16 protein-coding genes are annotated in these 17,562 nt (G+C 35.2%); 6 read left to right on the top strand and 10 right to left on the bottom strand.

Annotated elements, in window-relative coordinates:
• The first annotated feature begins 130 nt into the window (after positions 1–130).
• Positions 131–307, top strand: a complete 177-nt coding sequence (locus EKG35_RS20995) for a hypothetical protein (protein WP_185807763.1) — start codon at positions 131–133, stop codon at positions 305–307.
• A 193-nt stretch (positions 308–500) separates the two neighbouring features.
• Here EKG35_RS20995 and EKG35_RS13770 read toward each other — a convergent pair whose 3' ends face one another.
• Entirely contained in the window at positions 501–1,895 is a 1,395-nt protein-coding gene (locus tag EKG35_RS13770) for a vWA domain-containing protein (protein WP_126295128.1), read from the bottom strand.
• Between the two features lie 300 nt (positions 1,896–2,195).
• On the opposite strand from EKG35_RS13770, the gene EKG35_RS13765 reads away from it, so the two are divergent.
• A complete protein-coding gene (locus EKG35_RS13765) occupies positions 2,196–2,492 on the top strand; it encodes a transposase (protein ID WP_126295127.1) in 297 nt (98 codons plus the stop codon).
• A gap of 116 nt (positions 2,493–2,608) precedes the next feature.
• Here the strand turns inward: EKG35_RS13765 and EKG35_RS13760 are convergent, their stop codons facing one another.
• From EKG35_RS13760 to EKG35_RS13755, 3 genes are all read right to left on the bottom strand, one after another.
• Positions 2,609–3,061, bottom strand: coding sequence for a GNAT family N-acetyltransferase (locus EKG35_RS13760; protein WP_126295126.1), 453 nt, complete (start codon positions 3,059–3,061; stop codon positions 2,609–2,611).
• Between the two features lie 106 nt (positions 3,062–3,167).
• Positions 3,168–3,338 carry a hypothetical protein gene (locus EKG35_RS20990; RefSeq protein ID WP_185807762.1) on the bottom strand — a complete coding sequence of 57 codons (171 nt, stop codon included), beginning with the start codon at positions 3,336–3,338 and terminating at the stop codon, positions 3,168–3,170.
• Positions 3,339–3,498: 160 nt separating this feature from the next.
• Positions 3,499–4,395 carry a LysR family transcriptional regulator gene (locus EKG35_RS13755; RefSeq protein ID WP_126295125.1) on the bottom strand — a complete coding sequence of 299 codons (897 nt, stop codon included), beginning with the start codon at positions 4,393–4,395 and terminating at the stop codon, positions 3,499–3,501.
• 110 nt (positions 4,396–4,505) lie between these two features.
• Here EKG35_RS13755 and EKG35_RS13750 point away from each other — a divergent pair, with 110 nt between their 5' ends.
• The gene (locus EKG35_RS13750) at positions 4,506–5,072 is read left to right on the top strand and encodes a flavodoxin family protein (protein ID WP_126295124.1); all 567 of its coding nucleotides are present in this window, start codon (positions 4,506–4,508) and stop codon (positions 5,070–5,072) included.
• Positions 5,073–5,400: 328 nt separating this feature from the next.
• Here EKG35_RS13750 and splB read toward each other — a convergent pair whose 3' ends face one another.
• Both splB and EKG35_RS13740 read right to left on the bottom strand, forming a co-directional pair.
• Positions 5,401–6,429, bottom strand: coding sequence for a spore photoproduct lyase (gene splB / locus EKG35_RS13745; protein ID WP_126295123.1), 1,029 nt, complete (start codon positions 6,427–6,429; stop codon positions 5,401–5,403).
• The gene (locus EKG35_RS13740) at positions 6,426–6,677 is read right to left on the bottom strand and encodes a transcriptional regulator SplA domain-containing protein (RefSeq protein WP_126295122.1); all 252 of its coding nucleotides are present in this window, start codon (positions 6,675–6,677) and stop codon (positions 6,426–6,428) included. Before EKG35_RS13740 ends, splB begins: the two co-directional genes overlap by 4 nt.
• 157 nt (positions 6,678–6,834) lie before the next feature.
• Here EKG35_RS13740 and EKG35_RS13735 point away from each other — a divergent pair, with 157 nt between their 5' ends.
• From EKG35_RS13735 to EKG35_RS13725, 3 genes are all read left to right on the top strand, one after another.
• Positions 6,835–7,200 carry a carboxymuconolactone decarboxylase family protein gene (locus EKG35_RS13735; protein ID WP_400194527.1) on the top strand — a complete coding sequence of 122 codons (366 nt, stop codon included), beginning with the start codon at positions 6,835–6,837 and terminating at the stop codon, positions 7,198–7,200.
• 226 nt (positions 7,201–7,426) lie between these two features.
• Positions 7,427–8,365 (top strand): AEC family transporter, encoded by a 939-nt coding sequence (locus EKG35_RS13730; protein WP_126295121.1) that lies wholly within the window; start codon positions 7,427–7,429, stop codon positions 8,363–8,365.
• A 238-nt stretch (positions 8,366–8,603) separates the two neighbouring features.
• A complete protein-coding gene (locus tag EKG35_RS13725; RefSeq protein WP_126295120.1) occupies positions 8,604–9,029 on the top strand; it encodes a pyridoxamine 5'-phosphate oxidase family protein in 426 nt (141 codons plus the stop codon).
• 209 nt (positions 9,030–9,238) lie between these two features.
• Here the strand turns inward: EKG35_RS13725 and uvsE are convergent, their stop codons facing one another.
• The 4 genes from uvsE to EKG35_RS13700 all read right to left on the bottom strand — a co-directional run bounded on the left by uvsE (position 9,239) and on the right by EKG35_RS13700 (position 17,444).
• On the bottom strand, positions 9,239–10,198 hold the full coding sequence (uvsE, locus tag EKG35_RS13720) for a UV DNA damage repair endonuclease UvsE (protein ID WP_126295119.1): 960 nt from the start codon (positions 10,196–10,198) through the stop codon (positions 9,239–9,241).
• Between the two features lie 793 nt (positions 10,199–10,991).
• Positions 10,992–14,771 carry an isopeptide-forming domain-containing fimbrial protein gene (locus EKG35_RS13715; protein ID WP_126295118.1) on the bottom strand — a complete coding sequence of 1,260 codons (3,780 nt, stop codon included), beginning with the start codon at positions 14,769–14,771 and terminating at the stop codon, positions 10,992–10,994.
• Positions 14,772–14,834: 63 nt separating this feature from the next.
• Positions 14,835–15,782: a DUF11 domain-containing protein gene (locus EKG35_RS13710; protein ID WP_126295117.1), complete on the bottom strand. Its 948-nt coding sequence runs from the start codon at positions 15,780–15,782 to the stop codon at positions 14,835–14,837.
• Positions 15,783–16,103: 321 nt separating this feature from the next.
• Positions 16,104–17,444: a lectin-like domain-containing protein gene (locus tag EKG35_RS13700; RefSeq protein ID WP_126295115.1), complete on the bottom strand. Its 1,341-nt coding sequence runs from the start codon at positions 17,442–17,444 to the stop codon at positions 16,104–16,106.
• Positions 17,445–17,562: the final 118 nt, after the last annotated feature.

Raw genomic sequence — 17,562 nt, 5'->3', positions numbered from 1 at the left:
ATCCTCAAACTGTAAATGAATTGAAGTATTGTAAAATACTAAAATATTATTCTTTAAAAAATATTTTTTCTATTAGATAAAACGGGTCAAACCGTTGATATATCAACATTTATAGAGGGAGTGATGAAAATTGGATAAAAAGGATAACCATCATACAACAGCACCAAAAAAGAAGGAAATAACTATTGCAAATGATTCATATTTAAAAAATGCACTGGAGAATTCCGTAAATAAACATAAAGAAATGGAAAAAGCTAATATAGCAATCACCGGCACCGAAATTGAACAACAAAACGAAAATTTATAAAAAATATTCTCAAATACTAGATTACCTAGTATTTGAGTAATCAATTTATTTAAGTTCACTAAAAACTATATATTTATTTTTCCATAATATTTTTCAATGAAATCTTTTCAAGGTTATATCAATTCAAAAAAACCCCTCCCTGCTTTAGAAAGGAAGGATTGAAAGTTGAGTCTATCCCACTTCTATTTTTATCTTAGTTTACATTTTCCAATAATCGATCGTTGATACTATCCCAATTATCCAAAAATGATTCTCGATTCAATCCATCTAGTTCAAGAAAGATCTCTCTTGTCTCATCATCAACTATAAGGAAATATTCTCTATAAGAATCATCAAATTCTAAAAAGACTTTCATATCAATAATCCCCTTTTTATTCAAATAATTTACAGCAACTAGCAAATTATCGTATTCGCGATTTTTGAGTATTTGTTGTTGATCATACCAATTGTTTAATTGTAACTGAATTGTATCAAATAATTGGTTCAAAGTGCCTTGAGCGTTGTCATGCCAGTCTGACCATATTTTAGCCATATCAACTGTCTGTTGAAATTCTGCATTTAGTTGTTCTTGACTAACTGCGTTAACATAACTCCCATTCGAAACTTTTGCCATTTCCTTCAATTGTGCCAACCCATCGTTGTCAACATGATAGCCAATAATATTTACAACCGGCTGAATATTAGATTCTGCTAGTGATTTGATCGCACCTACCGGGTTCGTATCGCAAGTTTCTACTCCATCACTGACAATATAAATAATATTCGTATTTTCTTCACCGTTAAATTTCTTTAAATCTTCTTCAACCTGTTTAATAGCTAGCCCAGTTGGCGTCCACCCTGCTGGTTCAAATTTGTTTAAAGCCTCTGAAAATTTACTGTTATTATATTTTCCAAGTGGATAGACTTCATCAACTTTGGAACAAGACTTTGCCTTATCTTCATCGTTTCCAGTTCCGACATGTCCATAAACACGTAAAGATACGTTTGCTTGTTCTGGAAGATTTTCTACAAACAGTTGAATGGATTCTTTAGCTAATTGCATCCGTGTTTTATTGTTTTCCCAGTTTGCCATACTTCCACTGGAATCGAGCAAAATAACAACATTGTAGTTTTCTTTTAATTGAATCGATTCGCTTTCCTCATTAGGATCTTTAAATTGCATTGATTCCCATTGATCAATTGGAACATCTACCATACTTAAATCTTCCTTAAATAAAGATAGTAGGTATTGCTTTGCCTCTGTAATTTCCTGTTCAGAGGAATTTTCCGTTAATACAGGAAATTTGTCTAGTACGTCCGTAATCTCTTTTTGATTTGTAAATTTCTTGCCTGCAAACATCCCTGTTCCTTCATATTCTGCAGATTCAACAAAGGATTTTGGAATAGGCAGCGCATCATGTAGGTTAGGCTCACTTTCAGTCGTTTGTTCAGAGGAGGATGCTGATACTTGAACTTCTTTTGTTTCAGCTAAATTTTCCTTTACTTCTTCCTGCTGATTAGGAACTTCAGCTTCTGGTTCTTCCTGACTACATGCGGCTAGCATACATGACAGTAAGAAGGCTAATCCTAACCATTTTTGCCTTTTCAAATAGATTCACCTCATATCGATATCTTTTCTATTAACTTACAATTAAGATTATCGCAGCTTCCTATTTATGTAAATCGCACAAATCTCTCCTCTTTTTTTATGACTATTTTCCTGCTATTCATTTAATATACTTTGTTAGGGGAATTCTTGCTTTCTGGACCTGTAGTTTAAAGAGGGATTATCAATCGAATTATTAGGAGATGAATAAATTCATGCTGCCTTATTTGAAAACAAGCAGCATTTAGTTTAATGTTTAATCCTTTTTCATTTAGAGAAGAATGAGAAAACGAGGTGATAATAATGAAGATCTTTTTAATTGTGGGCAGTATTGTTATTCCAATAGTAATGGTAGTACTTCAAAGGAAATGGTGGAAGCACCATATTTTCTTTAATTTAGCAGCACTCATATCTGCGCTTATTTTTGGCAATATCGCCTCTATTGCAATATTTAACATAATAAAAGATAATAAAGTCTTCATGACCAATATTCACAGTGTGTTTTTAAATCCTTTTTTCTTAATTACTGGAGCTTATTTAGGATTATATCTGCTTTATACTATAATTTTGCGATCATTAAATGAATTTCAAAATAAATAAAGAAGAAGTGATAGTAACTCCTTAGGTACTTTTTAATATTACGCTTACCAGCCATTCATGAAGCAACTTCCTAAAAAATGGTGGAAGTTACTTCTAATAAGTATTTAACTATTCTTCTATAAATCCTGAGATAATCGAATCATATCCCTGCACTGAATACCATTTTCAAAAATCTCTTCAGGATAATGCCGAATGAAAAAATCTATATCAATACTAGTTATTCTAAATCCACATTTTTGGTAAAGGGCTAATTGGCCTATACTTGAATTTCCAGTGCCGACTTCCATTGTTTTGTACCCCTTTGACTTAGCTACTTCAATTGCATTAATTACTAATTGTTTTCCAATTCCCTTACCGTGCTCTGTTTCTATGACTGCAATATTTACCAACTCCACCGTTTCAGGTCTTGTCGGCAATAGCACATAAACCCCGATAATTCGTTCTTCATTTTCGGCTACAAAGCACTCTCCCCTTTGTACATACTCCTCTACGATTTCTCTAGAGGGGTCAGCTAATAACAATAAGTCCATTGGCGGCTCTTCACATTTATTCAGTTTGCGAATGATCATATTACTCTTTCCTTTCCTAACATTGCGATAGATTGTAATTCCATTAATTCCGATACGGAACTATAATGACTTTAATTTTCATTAGAACAGGTATGCAAATTCAATATTATTGATTTCTCGCTTGATCCTTAAGCAACGAGATAATTTCTTTGTTTTGTTCAATTTGAATTTCACTATTCACTCGAATTATTCTAACCCATCTTAAAAGGAGTGCTGCTAATATTAATGGCAAGAATACGAATAAAGTCCCTAATATGTCCCCAAAATTAAAATTCATTTTAACCCCTCCCTTTTTATAGATTTATTTTACCATAAAAATCCAATTTTATCAGGAAGAGTCATAAGAATGCCTATGTCTGGATGAGGGAAATTCCACAAAAATGGCGCTTCAAATATGATTGAAAAACTGCTTTTTTTCTAGAAGCTAACTATTTTCATTAGTTCAGTTGATTGTAATAGTTTCTTATTAACTCAGTAAAAAATTTAAAGTGGGGCATCATTTTTTTATCTTTATGCCAAGCAAGTTGAGTGATAATTGGCTCCATTTGGAAACCCGCTGTTAAAGCTGTTAATGTACCCTTCTCTACTTCTTGCTGAACGACCATTTTTGGCAAGTAGCTAATTCCTAGTCCCGCAATAGTACATTGTTTAATCGCCTCAATACTCACAAATTCAATTACTTGTTTTGGATAGTGATTTTGTGTAGTTAACATATTTTCTAATTGGTTGCGATAAGAACAGCCTTGTTCGGTTAATAGCAACGTTTGATTAGAAAGATCGTTCAAAAATTCAGTCGATTGTACCTTATGTACGGTTGAAGGTGACGCAGCAAATATAAGTTCTTCTTGCACGAGCGGCATTAAATTAATTGTTGGCAACGATATGAAAGTATCGGTTATAATTGCAAAATCTAATTCTCCATTTTGAATCAATTCCTGAGCTATTTCTCTCGTATGAACCGGTTTAAATATCACTTGTATTTGAGGATATTTTTTCTTAAACTCTGCTAATATAGTGGGTAAACGGTAGGTACATTGACTTTCTTGGGCACCAATTGTTATCGTCGTATACTGTTCTTCTAGTCCCGTTACTTGCTGAATCATTTCATTATGTAGGGCAACCATTTTTTGGGCATATAATTGAAACTCTCTTCCTGGAACTGTCAAATACAATCTTTTCCCTAGTCTTTCAAATAGTTCAATTCCTAATTCCTCTTCCAATGATTTAATTTGAGCAGTAATACTTGATTGAGCGTAATCTAACCGCTTAGCCGTTTGTGTAAAATTTAAAGTTTCTGCAGCAGTTAAAAATGTTTGTAAATGCTTAATATCCATAGATAACTCCTTAATCGATTTTTTCGATTGTTCCCATCAAATTATTCATCTTTTTTAATCATTAATTCTACTATAAACTTCTATTAGGCAAAAAGAAAGGAAGTTTTTAGATGAATATCACTGTGTTTTATGGAAGTTCTAGAAAAAATGGCAATAGTGAATTATTAGCGAGGGAAGTACTAAAAGGATTTTGCTTTGATGCACTTCATCTGTATGATCTTAACATTGTTCCAATTGAGGATAAACGTCATGATTCAGAAGGTTTTACAGTACTTCATGATGACTATGATTTAATTATCCAACAAATTTTAAAAAGTGATGTTTTGGTTTTTGCTACACCTATCTATTGGTATAGCATGTCCGGTTCAATGAAAGTCATGATTGACCGACTCAGCCAAGCAATTCGAGATGAACGTTACCCAAATTTAAAGGAACACTTACAAAAAGTGAAGGTAATTGTATTAGCTGTGGGAGGAGATGAACCTTATATTAAAGGCTTGCCAATGATTCAACAATTCAATTATATTTTTGTTTTTTTGGGCATGTCTTTTGACCATTATTTGTTGGCTAAAGGCAATAGACCTGGAGATGTATTATTAGACTCCAAAGCTATTAATGAAACTCAAATGTTAAATAAATGGCTTCAAGAGTTAAAGAACGCTACACGGAATTGTTAAAAATACCATCCTTCTCCAAACTTCATTTCTGAAGCGTTCTATTGTTTAGCTATTTGAATGGGACATTAGTTCAAACTAGGTATTATGGGCATTTTCATATTATTGAAATTACATTTTTCACAAATAATGTTGTATTATCAGTTGTTGTCGTAAAAAATAGGGTGAGCTTACGCTAGTAGCTCACCCCCATTAAAAGATAATGATCGAAAAAAATTAGTATCCCAAATACTATTGCCAAAACTAAAAATGGTATTTGATATTTTTATCCTCGATTCTATTAGCCGATAGCAGTTCAGCTGAACTTAATGCAATCGAATATATCTACCCCTTAAGTGAAGTATTCTAATTTTGCATTAGGAAAGAATTTTTCCATATAACTGTAAAGATGTTCTTTAATATCCTCTTCTTCTTCTTTTTGATAAATATATTTTCCTATTCCATATCTTCCCCATTTATATCTTCTTTTTTCTTCATCTAATTCTAATTTTGTCATGGGGTAGTTTTTCTCAATTACCTTCTTTGCAGGCTTTGTAAAACGATGCTGGATAAACTCAAAGGTAAGGTCTTCCCTAGCGTCAGCTGGTAATTCATTATCTAAACGCTCAAACATTTTATAGTAGCCATCCTCCCATCCTTCGTGAAGATAGATTGGTGCTACTATAAAACCGAGCGGATAGCCGGCTCTTGCAACTTTTCCTGCAGCTTCAATTCTTTTCTCTAAAGGGGAAGTCCCCGGCTCGAAGTTTTTGATGACATAGTCTGCATTTACACTGAAACGAAATCTTGTTTTTCCGTTATGATTCGCGTCGAGTAAGTGGTCTACGTGGTGAAATTTCGTTACAAATCGTAATTTGCCAAGCTCAGATTTTCCAAAATGTTCTATTGCTCTTTTTAGTGTATGAGTTAAATGATCGATTCCTACAATATCGGATGTACAGGATGCTTCAAATCTTGTTATTTCTGGAGCGCGCTCTTCCATATATTTATCGGCAGCCTCAAGAATTTCCTCTACATTGACATATGTACGAATATACGGTTTGCTTCCCATCGTAGTTTGCAAGTAGCAATAATGACAATGACCCATGCAGCCAGTTGCAAAAGGAATTGCGTACTCTGCAGAGGGCTTAGAAGTGTCAAATTTAAGCGTTTTTCGAATGCCTACTACAAGAGTTGATTTGGCAACGCGATATTTTTTAAAGTCATTATCACCGGGAAGGTTTCGTACTTGATTGTGGGAAGTGGTTTGTCGAATTTCGATATCCATCTTTTTAAATTTCTCATAAAGTTCTTTTCCTAAAGGATAATCTAATGCAGCAGGTTCAAAATAGACAAGTTTGGGTAAAAATGGGTTGTTCATTGCAATAACCTTTCTGTATCATCCCCATAATAATAGTTGTACGCTTCATTTGCTTCATCTTCTGTAGAATAAACAGCCATTTCATTAGAAAGTGGATAATACGTTTCATATAAAAACAAAGCCAACTCATCCTCTTTTTGAGGATTATTTACTACTGCTGCTACTTGGACATTCGCTACATCTTGGGTATGTGGATTTCGGTAAAATACATATACAATATCTCCAGCCTGATAAGATTGGTTTTCCATTCTATCACCTTCGTTTTATTAGTTTGTTATTAATATTCTCCCTTTTTGTTTTAAATTTATGATTTCCTTATTCTAGTAAGAGATAAATGAACAAATAAATTGTTTTTAAATTGTTCATAATAAATTGGCTGTGAAATTGTGAAGGAGTGATTGTGAGTTGGAAATGAATGCTGGAAACTCTTTTGAAGCATCCCTTACAAAATATAAAAAGGGACTTGGTGTTTTTAATGAAAAAATGCCCGAATTTGTTAGTCAGTATAATGCGTTTACGGAAGAGTGCTTTAAAGAAGGTGCATTAACCCAAAAACAAAAACATTTAATTTCATTAGGAATTAGTATCCATGCTCAGGACGAGTATTGCATTATCTATCATACAAAAGGATGTCTTGATCATGGATGCTCTGAGCAGGAAATTCTTGAAACTATAGGTGTAACAGCGGCATTTGGTGGCGGAGCTTCAGTAAGTCAGGGAGTTACCCTTGTTCTGGATTGTATAAATGAGATGGGTCATATGAAACAGTAAAACCTTTATTCAAATTTAATAGCCAGATTTTAGATGAAATCGAAAAGGTTTCATCTTTTTTATTGTTGAGAAGAAGTAAAAGAAACAAGTTCTAAATATCGGAAAATTTAGAAAATAAATAAATTGATTACAATACTACTAGTCTAATAACACCCATACTTCTTCTTATAAAATTTAAATAACCATCCACGTATTTTATTCATACCCTTAATCAAGGGGGGAAGTTATGGATTCAATAATGTCATTTTCACAAGAAATGTTAACACTTTATGGGATTGCAATATTGGGTTTTATTGTTAGGAAAAGAGGAATTCTTAATGAAAATGCAAATGGTGTATTAACACAATTGATTCTTTACGTCACATTACCAGCCCTGATTTTATTTTCATTAGATATCTCCTTTTCTTTTACTTTAGTCAAAGAATTTTTGTTGCTCATTATAATGTCTATTTATGTACTTTTATTATCCTGTTTTTTAGCAAAGTGGATGGGAACACGTTCCAAACTTCCTGAAAAACAAAATAGTGTATACGAAGGATTAATCATTTTTGGAAACCAAGGATTTATAGGTTATGCTGTAATTTTCATTATTTTCGGTAATCAAGGAATTATATACTTAACAATGTTTAATTTATGTTATTTACTATTAATATGGACATATGGTATTTACCTTTTTAGTAAAAACGATGATGGAATAAGGTGGGAAATTTTATTTTTAAATCCAGGGATTCTTTCCACAATTACAGGTTTAGTTATTTTTTTATCACCTATTACCTGGCCAGATATAATTTCCGATGGTCTTGAAATTGTTGGAAAGATGACCATTCCACTATCAATGATTATAATTGGGAGTTTAATCGCTGATGTAAAGTATGCGTCCCTTATTACCATTTTAAAAAATAGTTATCTTTGGAAAGCGGCAATTGCAAAACTTTTATTTATCCCACTATTATTGGTCCCATTTGCAGCAATATCCATTCCCACTCCATTGCTATTGATCGCTGTTATAGTGTCTGGAATGCCTTCTGCACCAACGATTTCTCTATATGCACAAAAATATGGTGCGGATGCTTTTTTTGCATCGTTAGGGGTTTTATTATCCACATTGCTATGTATCATTACCGTTCCCTTTCTTTATTGGTTTGTTGAATTTTTAACCCATTAAATACTAATCCCTACTCATAATCAGAGCAAAAACTTGCTTTTGAACACTGGACCTCAAAAAAGATTTTTTCTTTATCAACTAGTGTACTTCCCTTTTTTATGGCGTTAACGTTCATAAGCATGGTTCCCAATAAATTAACCCCATCAGAACTTACTACAATGATCATCCACCTTATGAATTTTATGTTTTTGGAAATGATAAGAACGATAGAAATAACTTAAAAAAGGAGTATCAATCAATGAGTAAAGATTTAAAAGAAAAAGTAATAAACATAATATCTGAACATAAAATAGGTGTTCTGTCATCAGTGGAAAACAATAAACCCCATACACGATATATGACGTTTTATAATAACAATTTAACGTTATATACACCCACTAAAAAAGATACCGAGAAAATAGAAGAAATAGAGAAAAACCCCGCTGTTTCTGTATTACTAGGTTATGAAGAAAATGGGCTAAATGACGCTTATGTTGAAATTACTGGGGTAGCTTCCCTTAATGATTCTCAACAATTGAAAAAACAGTATTGGGATGAATCATTTAACACGTGGTTTGAAGGTCCCGAAGATCCAAATTATGTGTTTCTTCAGATACAACCGGAAACTGTTCGCATATTAAATACGACTGGTGAACCGCCTCAAGAACTTACTTTGGGGGATTAAAAAAATCAACTAATGTGATTCCATATTATACAGATTTGGCTCTTCTTCTATTTACTTTAAAGAGAACGAAGAGCCATCAATAACTTCCTGTTATTATAATGTGCCTCATCTTTACCCTCAATTAGAGTTAACTTTTGCAAAAAAAGCCCCTACGCAATTGTATTTATTCCACCTCATTAAAAGATTCTGAAACCTGTATATCCTATTCTTCATATTAACCATTCGACAGATGAACTTGTAATACGTTTAACTCCCCGAATAGCAGCTATTTCCTCTACAAGTCTCTGCATAGCAAGGTTTTTTTGTTTTGCTTCTACCATTATGTCAAAATCCTGATTTAGCTCTTTTGCCATCTTTAAGAAAGGGAGAACAAAATCTAAGGAAACAAAATCAGCATGTGAACGGTAGGATTCATTGGATTTTGGTGAAGAAATATGGACTTTCGGTAACATATTAAAGGAATTCCATGTGTTAAAAATTCGCTGTAAATAACGATGGAGGTCAACCCCATCTTTATTTGCCATGTGGTGATGGTAATCCAGTACCATTGGAATATTTTCCTTTTCACAAGTAATAAGTGTTTCCCAAACATTATATGTTTTATCATCATTTTCTAGTGTCATATGATTCTTAATTTCCTTGGGCAAATGTTTAAGATTTTGATGAAACTTGTTTAATGATTTATTTTTATCCCCATAAGCTCCACCAATATGAATATTAATTAATCCCATATTGAGAGCATTCATTGCTTTGAGCATTCGAAAGTGATATTCCATATCTTTAACAGCATTTATTGTTACTTCTTCTCTTGGGCTCGTGAAAAGTGTAAATTGATTTGGGTGAAAGCTTACTCTCATCTTAAATCGTTGGACGATTTCGCCAAGTTCTTCCCATTGATTTTTGAATGGCGTATAAAAATCCCACATCACTTCTGGGTGGGTTGCTAATGGGACAAGAGAGCTCGAAAACCGATATAATTCTATTTCATGGGCGATATTATAATACAAAATTCTTTTCGTATGATGTAAATTTTGTGCTGTTATCGATTTCAATTTTTCCATCCGCTCTTCTTTAGGAAGTTTAGAATAGCGAGAAAAAGTTAACGTTTTTAATGGACTTGCATCCCATAAGCCTAATGCATTTGCTACATAACCGAACCGAATTTTCATCTTCTTTCCCCTTAATTATTGAAATAGGAATTATATTCTTTAAGGAACAAGCGGTCAATAATAGCTTATTCTCTACCTAAATTCATTAATGTATACAGAATATATGGATGGGACACAACTAGAAGATTAGTAAAAGCAGTTTGAATCTTATGTTCAATACTATAAAACTGCATTTAAATTTATTTTTAAGGCAGTAAGTGATGTAGTGATTGGCTAAAAAGAGGAATGCATGTCGAATTTTATAATTATTAAATGGTATGTTTATAACTAGCACTAAATCGTTTCAAAGTCACAATACTAAAAGGTAGATTAATTTGATATACTGCAGGTTAACTCTGCAATTTATATAATCTCACATCATTCAACAAGTGGTTTTTAGATTATTGAACACTTAATACAAGCTTATATATAAAATAAGAAAAACCTGACAACCCAACAATTCCTAATAAAATAAACATGGATACTTGTTCAGAGTAAAACATACTTATCACAAACAATATAAAACAAACTATCGCTCCAATCAGATTATAGATTACATTACTTTTTTTCAATTGATAGATTCCTCCACAACTATTTTAATAATTTATACGTTTTAAATAATTGATAAGTTTCATTGTATAAAACTAGATTAATTTTTGGAAATAAACTCTAAAAACGCTTCTTCAGCTTCGTTAATTTCTAAAATTATCTACTGCTATTGTATCAAGGTATAAAGCTGAAGCTGAATATATTAAAACTACAAAGCACCTAAAAATAGAAAATATCTATTTTTAGGTGCTAATTTAGTTAAATATTATTTTGTAAGAGTTCTTTTTCTCTTGAATAAACCAAATAACGCGATTGCAATCATGAGCAGTCCAATCATCATCATTGAACGTGTTTGTTCTTGACCTGTTTGAGGTAATTTTTGTTGCTCTTCCTCTTCTTTTGTTGCTTTTGATGAGCCTTCTACCTCAGGGCTTGATGGATTCGATCCAGCGTCTTCATTGCCTGTAGAGATTTCTTCCTCTTTATCAGTAATGTTGCCTTCCCCTTTTGTACTGCCATCATTGTTTTGGTTTTGATCTTTGCCTTCTCCATTTGAATTTCCACCGCTGCCTACCGGTACTACTTCTGTTTTTGTCGGCGGTGTTGTGATAGAGTCTGAAGGTTGATCTAGATCATACACCACAGCGATATTTTCAACTGTTTTGTTTAACGCACTTCCTAATATTTTCGCTTGGAAGGTAACGGTTACCTTTTCCCCTGCTTTTAAAGTGACAGGGTTAATAGTTAGTTGACCGTTGCTCCAGACGTCTGAATGATCGAGTGCTTCACCATTCATTTTTGTTGAATTAGCGACAAGCTCTAAATGAGCGGATAACTGATCCTCGATTACGCCGTTCCATACTCCACCGGCTTCACCGTTTTTCACTTCAATCGTATATGTCACAATGTCCCCTACATGTGCCACTTCTTGATCAACAGTTTTTGTTAACTGGATAGCTGCTGGCACGTATATTTCTGTTTCTGGATGTTGTGGAACTATTGATTGATCTGGATCGCCTGAGTTTTTGCCTGGAACTGTTCCTTCTACCTTAGCGACATTTGTAATTTCGCCTTGCGCATCCTCTGTTACAACGACCTTAAAGGCTACTTCTACTTTTTCGCCGCCTTTTAGGCTGCCAATGTCATCCACTGTTATCACTTGTCCATTCACAGCATCATCAGCTTTTACTTGACCATTCACCGTTAAAGTTCCTGGTACATAGCTTAACCCTGCTGGAATGTCATCGATCACTTTTACATTGTTCACGATAGTTGTCACGTTTTTTACGTTTTCTATAGTGATTTTATAGATTAATTGATCGCCAACTTTAACCTTTTGGCCATTAATCGAATTACCATTTGCATCAAACACTGCTTTCGTGCTGTTTAATTCACCAGCATTTGTGCCTTCTTCTGTTGGAGGAGGTGGATTTGAACCATTACCACCACCGCCGCCACCATGATTGTTATTATCATTTCCTGGTTGCTCTGGATCTTTTGGTTCATTCTCAATTTGGACTTCAGTCGTTGGATTATTTGGTTTGTCGATGTTGTCTCCATCAACAACCGCTGTGTTTGTCAACGTCTTACCAAATTGTCCAGTTAATACTTTTGCTTCGAAGGTAACAGAATGCCATTCTGTATCTGTAACATCTCCAAATTGTCCTATTATGACGTTATTTTCGAAATGTCCGCTGTCTTCATCTTTGGCATCTGTGGCAGGCTGACCATCAACTTTCAAGCTGCCTGCGACGTATTCTAGTCCCTCTGGAAGAGTATCTGAGATGGTTAAGTTCTCAACTACGCCTTCAGAAACTGTATTACGTGTTTTAATTGTATAGACAATTGTGTCGCCCACTTCATATGTTGCTTTGCCTTCTACTAAATTCTCAGCCGTTTTGACCGATTCAAGAACTGGGAAGCGTGGGTAGACTTTTACTTCTGTCTGTGGATTACTTGGTTCATCCACGTTGTCGCTAGAAATAGTCGCGATATTTAAAATATCCTTACCGGCTTGACCAGCTGCTACTTTCACTAAAAATTCCAGTGTATGCTCGTTCGTATCCGTTACATTGCCAATTTGTCCAGTGAATGTGCCATCTACGAAATATCCTTCGTCTTCATCTTCTTCGTCTGAAACAAGTACTCCATCTACTTTCAATGTACCTGGGACATATTCAAGCCCTTCTGGCAACTTGTCAGAGATAACTAGATTTTGAACAAGACTTTCTTCTACCGTGTTTTGTGTCGTAATTTTGTAAAGGAGTGTATCCCCTACTTCTGGATGTTCTACATCCGTATTACCTTCGGCTTTTTCAGATATGCTTGCCGTTTTCTTAGAAAAAAGATTTGGTTTTTTTGGATCCACTTTAACTGTTTCTTCTGCAGTATCTGGTTGATCAATATTATCACCATCAGCAGTGGCAATGTTTTGAATCGTGTTCTGCGATTGTCCAGATGCTATGGTCGCTTTGAATTCTACTGTATGCCACTCTGTATCTGTGACATTACCAAATTCACCAACCACAGTATTATTATCTACATAACCTTTGTCATCACCTTGGTTATCTGTAGCAGTCTGTCCATCGACTTTCAAGCTGCCCGCAACATATTCAAGTCCTTCTGGTAAAGTGTCACTAATTGTTAAGTTTTTCACTTCGCCTTCAGACACTGTATTGCGGGTTTTAATTGTATACACAACTGTGTCGCCCACTTCATAGGTTACTTTGCCTTCTTCCAAATTGCTTACCGTTTTAACCGATTCAAGCACTGGAAGACGTGGGTAAACTTTTACGACTGTTTGCGGATTACTTGGCACAAGCAGATTGTCACCAGAGATAGTGGCTGTATTGATAATATCTTTACCAGCCTGACCAGCCCCTACTTTAACCTGGAATTCTATTGTATGTGCTGATGTATCCAAAATGTCGCCAAATTCCCCTGTGAATATGCCGTCTACAAAATGCCCCTTGTCACCGTCTTCAGCATCTGAAACACCCACTCCGTCCACTTCTAATGTACCTGGGACATATTCAAGCCCTTCTGGCAATTTGTCGGAAATGACCATATTTTTTACGATACTATTTGCGACAGTATTTTGCGTTGAAATAGTGTAAAGTAGAGTGTCTCCTACTTCTGGATGTTCTGTATCCGTGTTTCCGTCAGCTTTTTCTAAAATCGTTGACGTTTTCTTTGAATCGAGAACAGGGTTCAGCATAGTAAGTGATGTAGTCGTCTCATTTGAGTCAATTTGTTCATTTTCATTCGTTAATAGATTGTCATAGTTGATTTGAGCCTGATTGCGAATCTCACTAATCGTATCACTAACTAATGCTTTTACTTTAAACTGTACGGTAACGCCATTCGGTAAAGTGCCTGTGTTTGGCAGATCGCCTAATGTAACAATGATTTTATTATTTTCAGCGTCGAAATAGCCTGCATCGGCATCTTGTGCGTCTGTCAAATCACCTGCGCCAGGGCCGTTTGTAATTTTTAACGAGCCTGGAACATATTCAGTACCTGCAGGAATGGCATCTTCAAATATAGCGTTTGCCGCAATGTCTCCACCATTGTTTTTCGCAGTTATTTCATATGTTAACTCATCACCTGGGTGAACTTCCCCTTGTGGTGAGACAGTTTTTTCTGCAACAACACATGGTTCTGTGCCTAGGAAGATATCGTCTAATAAATTTCCAAATCGTTGATTTCCACCTTCTGCACTTATAGATTTAAAAGCAAATCTCGTTGTTGTTTGACCAGCTGGTACTGTATAAGTTCCTGAATAATACCCCCATTCAGAATTCCCATCACTTATTTCCTGTATGACCGGTAAATCTTCCAATGGTATATCTGTTGAACCTATTTGTAATGCCATTGTATCTACACCTAAGAGACCCTTATGTGCTAAACGCCAATAAATGGTTTGCCCTGGAGTTGTATTTACATCTTGATATAACGTAGATACTTGTTCAGCATTTAATTCAGCATATTGATTCCCATCAGGAGGGTTTATTTTGTAGCCGTTATAGATAAATTCATTTTTCATAATTTGAATAAATTTATCCGAAGCCGATGTTTTCCAACCTGGAACTTCATCCTCATAAAAATATTACCAAGCATGTTCAGCTCCCGGTGAACCTGTATCCCCTGGCATTCTTGCAGGAGGTTCTTCAAAACTACCATTCACCAATGCTACAGGTGCGAGGCATGCATTGATTTCTTCTGAAGGAAGAACTGTGCTTGTCGTTTCATTTGATTCTGTTGCTTCTTGTTCGTTTGTTAATAGATTGTCATAGTTGATAATTGCCTTGTTGGCAACTAATTTATTCATTTCAGTTGTTAATGTTTTCACTTTAAACTGAACGGTAATTCCGTCTGGTAAATTCACTGTGTTCGCGAGTTCACCCAACTCAACGACAACTTTGTTATTGACTGTATCAAAGTAACCTGCATCGTCTCCGGTTACATCCGTCAGATCACCCGCGCTAGGACCATTTGTAATTTTTAATGAGCCTGGAACGTACTCTGTACCTTCCGGAATCGCATCTTCAAAAACTGTATTAGCTGCAACATCTCCGCCGCCATTTTTCGTTGTTACTTCATACGTTAACTCTTGACCTTCAAAAACTTCTCCTTGTGGTGAAACGGTTTTCTCTGCAACAACACATGGTTCTGTGCCAAGGAAAATATCGTCTATGAAATTACCGGCTCTTATGTCACCAGTGGCTGAAGAAATGGCTTCAAAACCAAAACGTGTTACTGTTTGACCGGCTGGAACAGTATAAGTTCCCGTATAATAGTTCCAAGCGTCTTTATCTGTTGACATTGTTTGTACTATCGGAAGATTTTCTGGTGCAGTTGTGTTAGAACCAATCTTCACACCCATCGTGTCTTCACCATATCTACCTTTATGAGCTAAGCGCCAATAAATGGTTTGTCCAGGAGTAGTTTGAACATCTTGATATAAAGTTGCGTTCTCAAAGCTATTCATTTCAGCAAACTGCTGACCATGAATAACCTCGTGTTTATCACGAGCACCATCTGGAAGTTTATCCATTAAACTTTTAACAAAAATGTCAAATCTACCAGTTGAATCGGTTGTCTGCCATCCTGGTATATATTCATCCTGTATACCAGTCCACCCTGGTCCAGTAGGAGTTCTTGGATCATCAGGCGAATATGCCAATTCCTCAAAACTACCGTTAATCAACGCTACTGGTGCGGGACATGCTAATGGATCTGGATCTGGAACAGGGCTAGGGTCAACATGGATAGTAATTGTTGATTCTTTTGTCCCACCAAATCCATCATTTATTATGACAGTAAATGTATCGTCTCCAATAAAGTCTTTATTAGGAGTATATGTCCATGAACCATCCTAATTAACAACTACTATACCATTACTAGGCTCGCTTCCTGTTTGATAAGTCAAATTGTCACCATCTAGATCTTGTCCATCTACTTGCCCTGAAACCGGCTCATTTACCCCAGTCGTCTTTGTATCATCCGGTGCAGTTGGCGGCTGGTTTGTTGTTGTAAATGTTGTAGAATCAGTAAAGCAATCGAAATTAGCTGAGAGCGTAATGTCTTGAGAATGACCAACATTTCTTATCATTGCACTTATCTTTCCGTCTACATCTGATTCTAGATCCGTTATAGCCTCACCATTCGGTCCCATTAGCTCCCCATTTGAAGAAGTAAAACTATCTAAAGTTGCTCCTTGAACCGGGTTACCCAATGGGTCTAATAAAGTTGCCGTAGCATTATATAATCCCGTTTCTGCATCAGTATCTGCCACTATTTCCAAGCTGCTCGGTGCTTGTCTATAGTCGTTTTGCGGATTTAGTGTTTCAATAGGTTCGTATCGATTTACAAAATACCAATTATAGATATCATGAGTCTCATAATTAGGAGATCCTGTTGTTCCTGTAAAGCTGGCATAATAACGATCCCCATCAAATATAGTACCAAGATCTATATTGTTAACATCTAGGACTAAATCAGAACTTGATCTATCCGGGGATGTGCCTAAACGAATCTGAACATTCTGACTTAAACCATCATAATCAATCCAAGTATAATATTGAGTTCCGTCAGACAAGACATAACTCGTATCACCGGATGTAACTTGGTTCAAATCCGTATACCAATCAGAATTATTATTTTGCATTACCCCATTTGTTGTAATTGCAATATTATTTTCTGATGGATCATTATAGACTTCGTTTTTAAAGGTATCGTACTTTACCGAAAAACTCGGTGCAGTACCATGAATACCTATACCACCTCCATTAGTTAACGGATTAGTTGGATTACTCTGAAGTGTAAATGTTAATCCGTCACTCGGACCATCAGGACTTTGATTACTCATTTTAAATGAAAAGGCCGTACTGAAAGAATAATTGTCTTTGGGACAAAAATTATTTTTCGTAATTACAGCTCCACTTTGCAATGTTTCTGCTGGTGTCAATCGTATAAAACTTTCCCCATCAGGAACTTCAGCGGAACCTAATACATCAAACAATTGACCGATAGTATCCCTAGAGAACTCATCAATCTTGTAAGTCAGCCAAACATTGCTATCTGAAGTTGCTGCTTCGGTCTTTGTAAAACCAATCGGATAAATCAAACTATTAGAGATAATAATTATAGAGATAACAAATATTTTAAATAACTTACCAGATGTCGCCTTAATCCTCAATATTACTCCCTCCTTCATTATTGATTTTTACTCTATGTCTCCAATTAATAGAAATTCCCCCTTGCAAACCATAGGCAGATAATAGAGTGAAAGAGCTTGTCTGTTTACCTTTTCTGAAAACATAAAGATTTCTATT

It is taken from the genome of Lysinibacillus telephonicus (assembly GCF_003966145.1).
GTDB lineage: Bacteria > Bacillota > Bacilli > Bacillales_A > Planococcaceae > Ureibacillus > Ureibacillus telephonicus.
The sequence above is the reverse complement of the archived record's forward strand: the minus strand, read 5'-3'. Positions and strand labels throughout refer to the sequence as shown.

Excerpts from the sequence above, each read along its gene's own strand:
- EKG35_RS13715 (WP_126295118.1), bottom strand. The coding sequence starts at position 14,771 with ATGAAAAATGAATTTATCTATAACGGCTACAAAATAAACCCTCCTGAT.
- EKG35_RS13755 (WP_126295125.1), bottom strand. The coding sequence starts at position 4,395 with ATGGATATTAAGCATTTACAAACATTTTTAACTGCTGCAGAAACTTTA.
- EKG35_RS13700 (WP_126295115.1), bottom strand. The coding sequence starts at position 17,444 with ATGAAGGAGGGAGTAATATTGAGGATTAAGGCGACATCTGGTAAGTTA.
- EKG35_RS20990 (WP_185807762.1), bottom strand. The coding sequence starts at position 3,338 with ATGAATTTTAATTTTGGGGACATATTAGGGACTTTATTCGTATTCTTG.
- EKG35_RS13730 (WP_126295121.1), top strand. The coding sequence starts at position 7,427 with ATGGATTCAATAATGTCATTTTCACAAGAAATGTTAACACTTTATGGG.
- EKG35_RS13760 (WP_126295126.1), bottom strand. The coding sequence starts at position 3,061 with ATGATCATTCGCAAACTGAATAAATGTGAAGAGCCGCCAATGGACTTA.
- EKG35_RS13725 (WP_126295120.1), top strand. The coding sequence starts at position 8,604 with ATGAGTAAAGATTTAAAAGAAAAAGTAATAAACATAATATCTGAACAT.
- EKG35_RS13710 (WP_126295117.1), bottom strand. The coding sequence starts at position 15,782 with ATGGATAAACTTCCAGATGGTGCTCGTGATAAACACGAGGTTATTCAT.
- EKG35_RS13750 (WP_126295124.1), top strand. The coding sequence starts at position 4,506 with ATGAATATCACTGTGTTTTATGGAAGTTCTAGAAAAAATGGCAATAGT.
- EKG35_RS13765 (WP_126295127.1), top strand. The coding sequence starts at position 2,196 with ATGAAGATCTTTTTAATTGTGGGCAGTATTGTTATTCCAATAGTAATG.
- EKG35_RS13740 (WP_126295122.1), bottom strand. The coding sequence starts at position 6,677 with ATGGAAAACCAATCTTATCAGGCTGGAGATATTGTATATGTATTTTAC.
- splB (WP_126295123.1), bottom strand. The coding sequence starts at position 6,429 with ATGAACAACCCATTTTTACCCAAACTTGTCTATTTTGAACCTGCTGCA.
- uvsE (WP_126295119.1), bottom strand. The coding sequence starts at position 10,198 with ATGAAAATTCGGTTCGGTTATGTAGCAAATGCATTAGGCTTATGGGAT.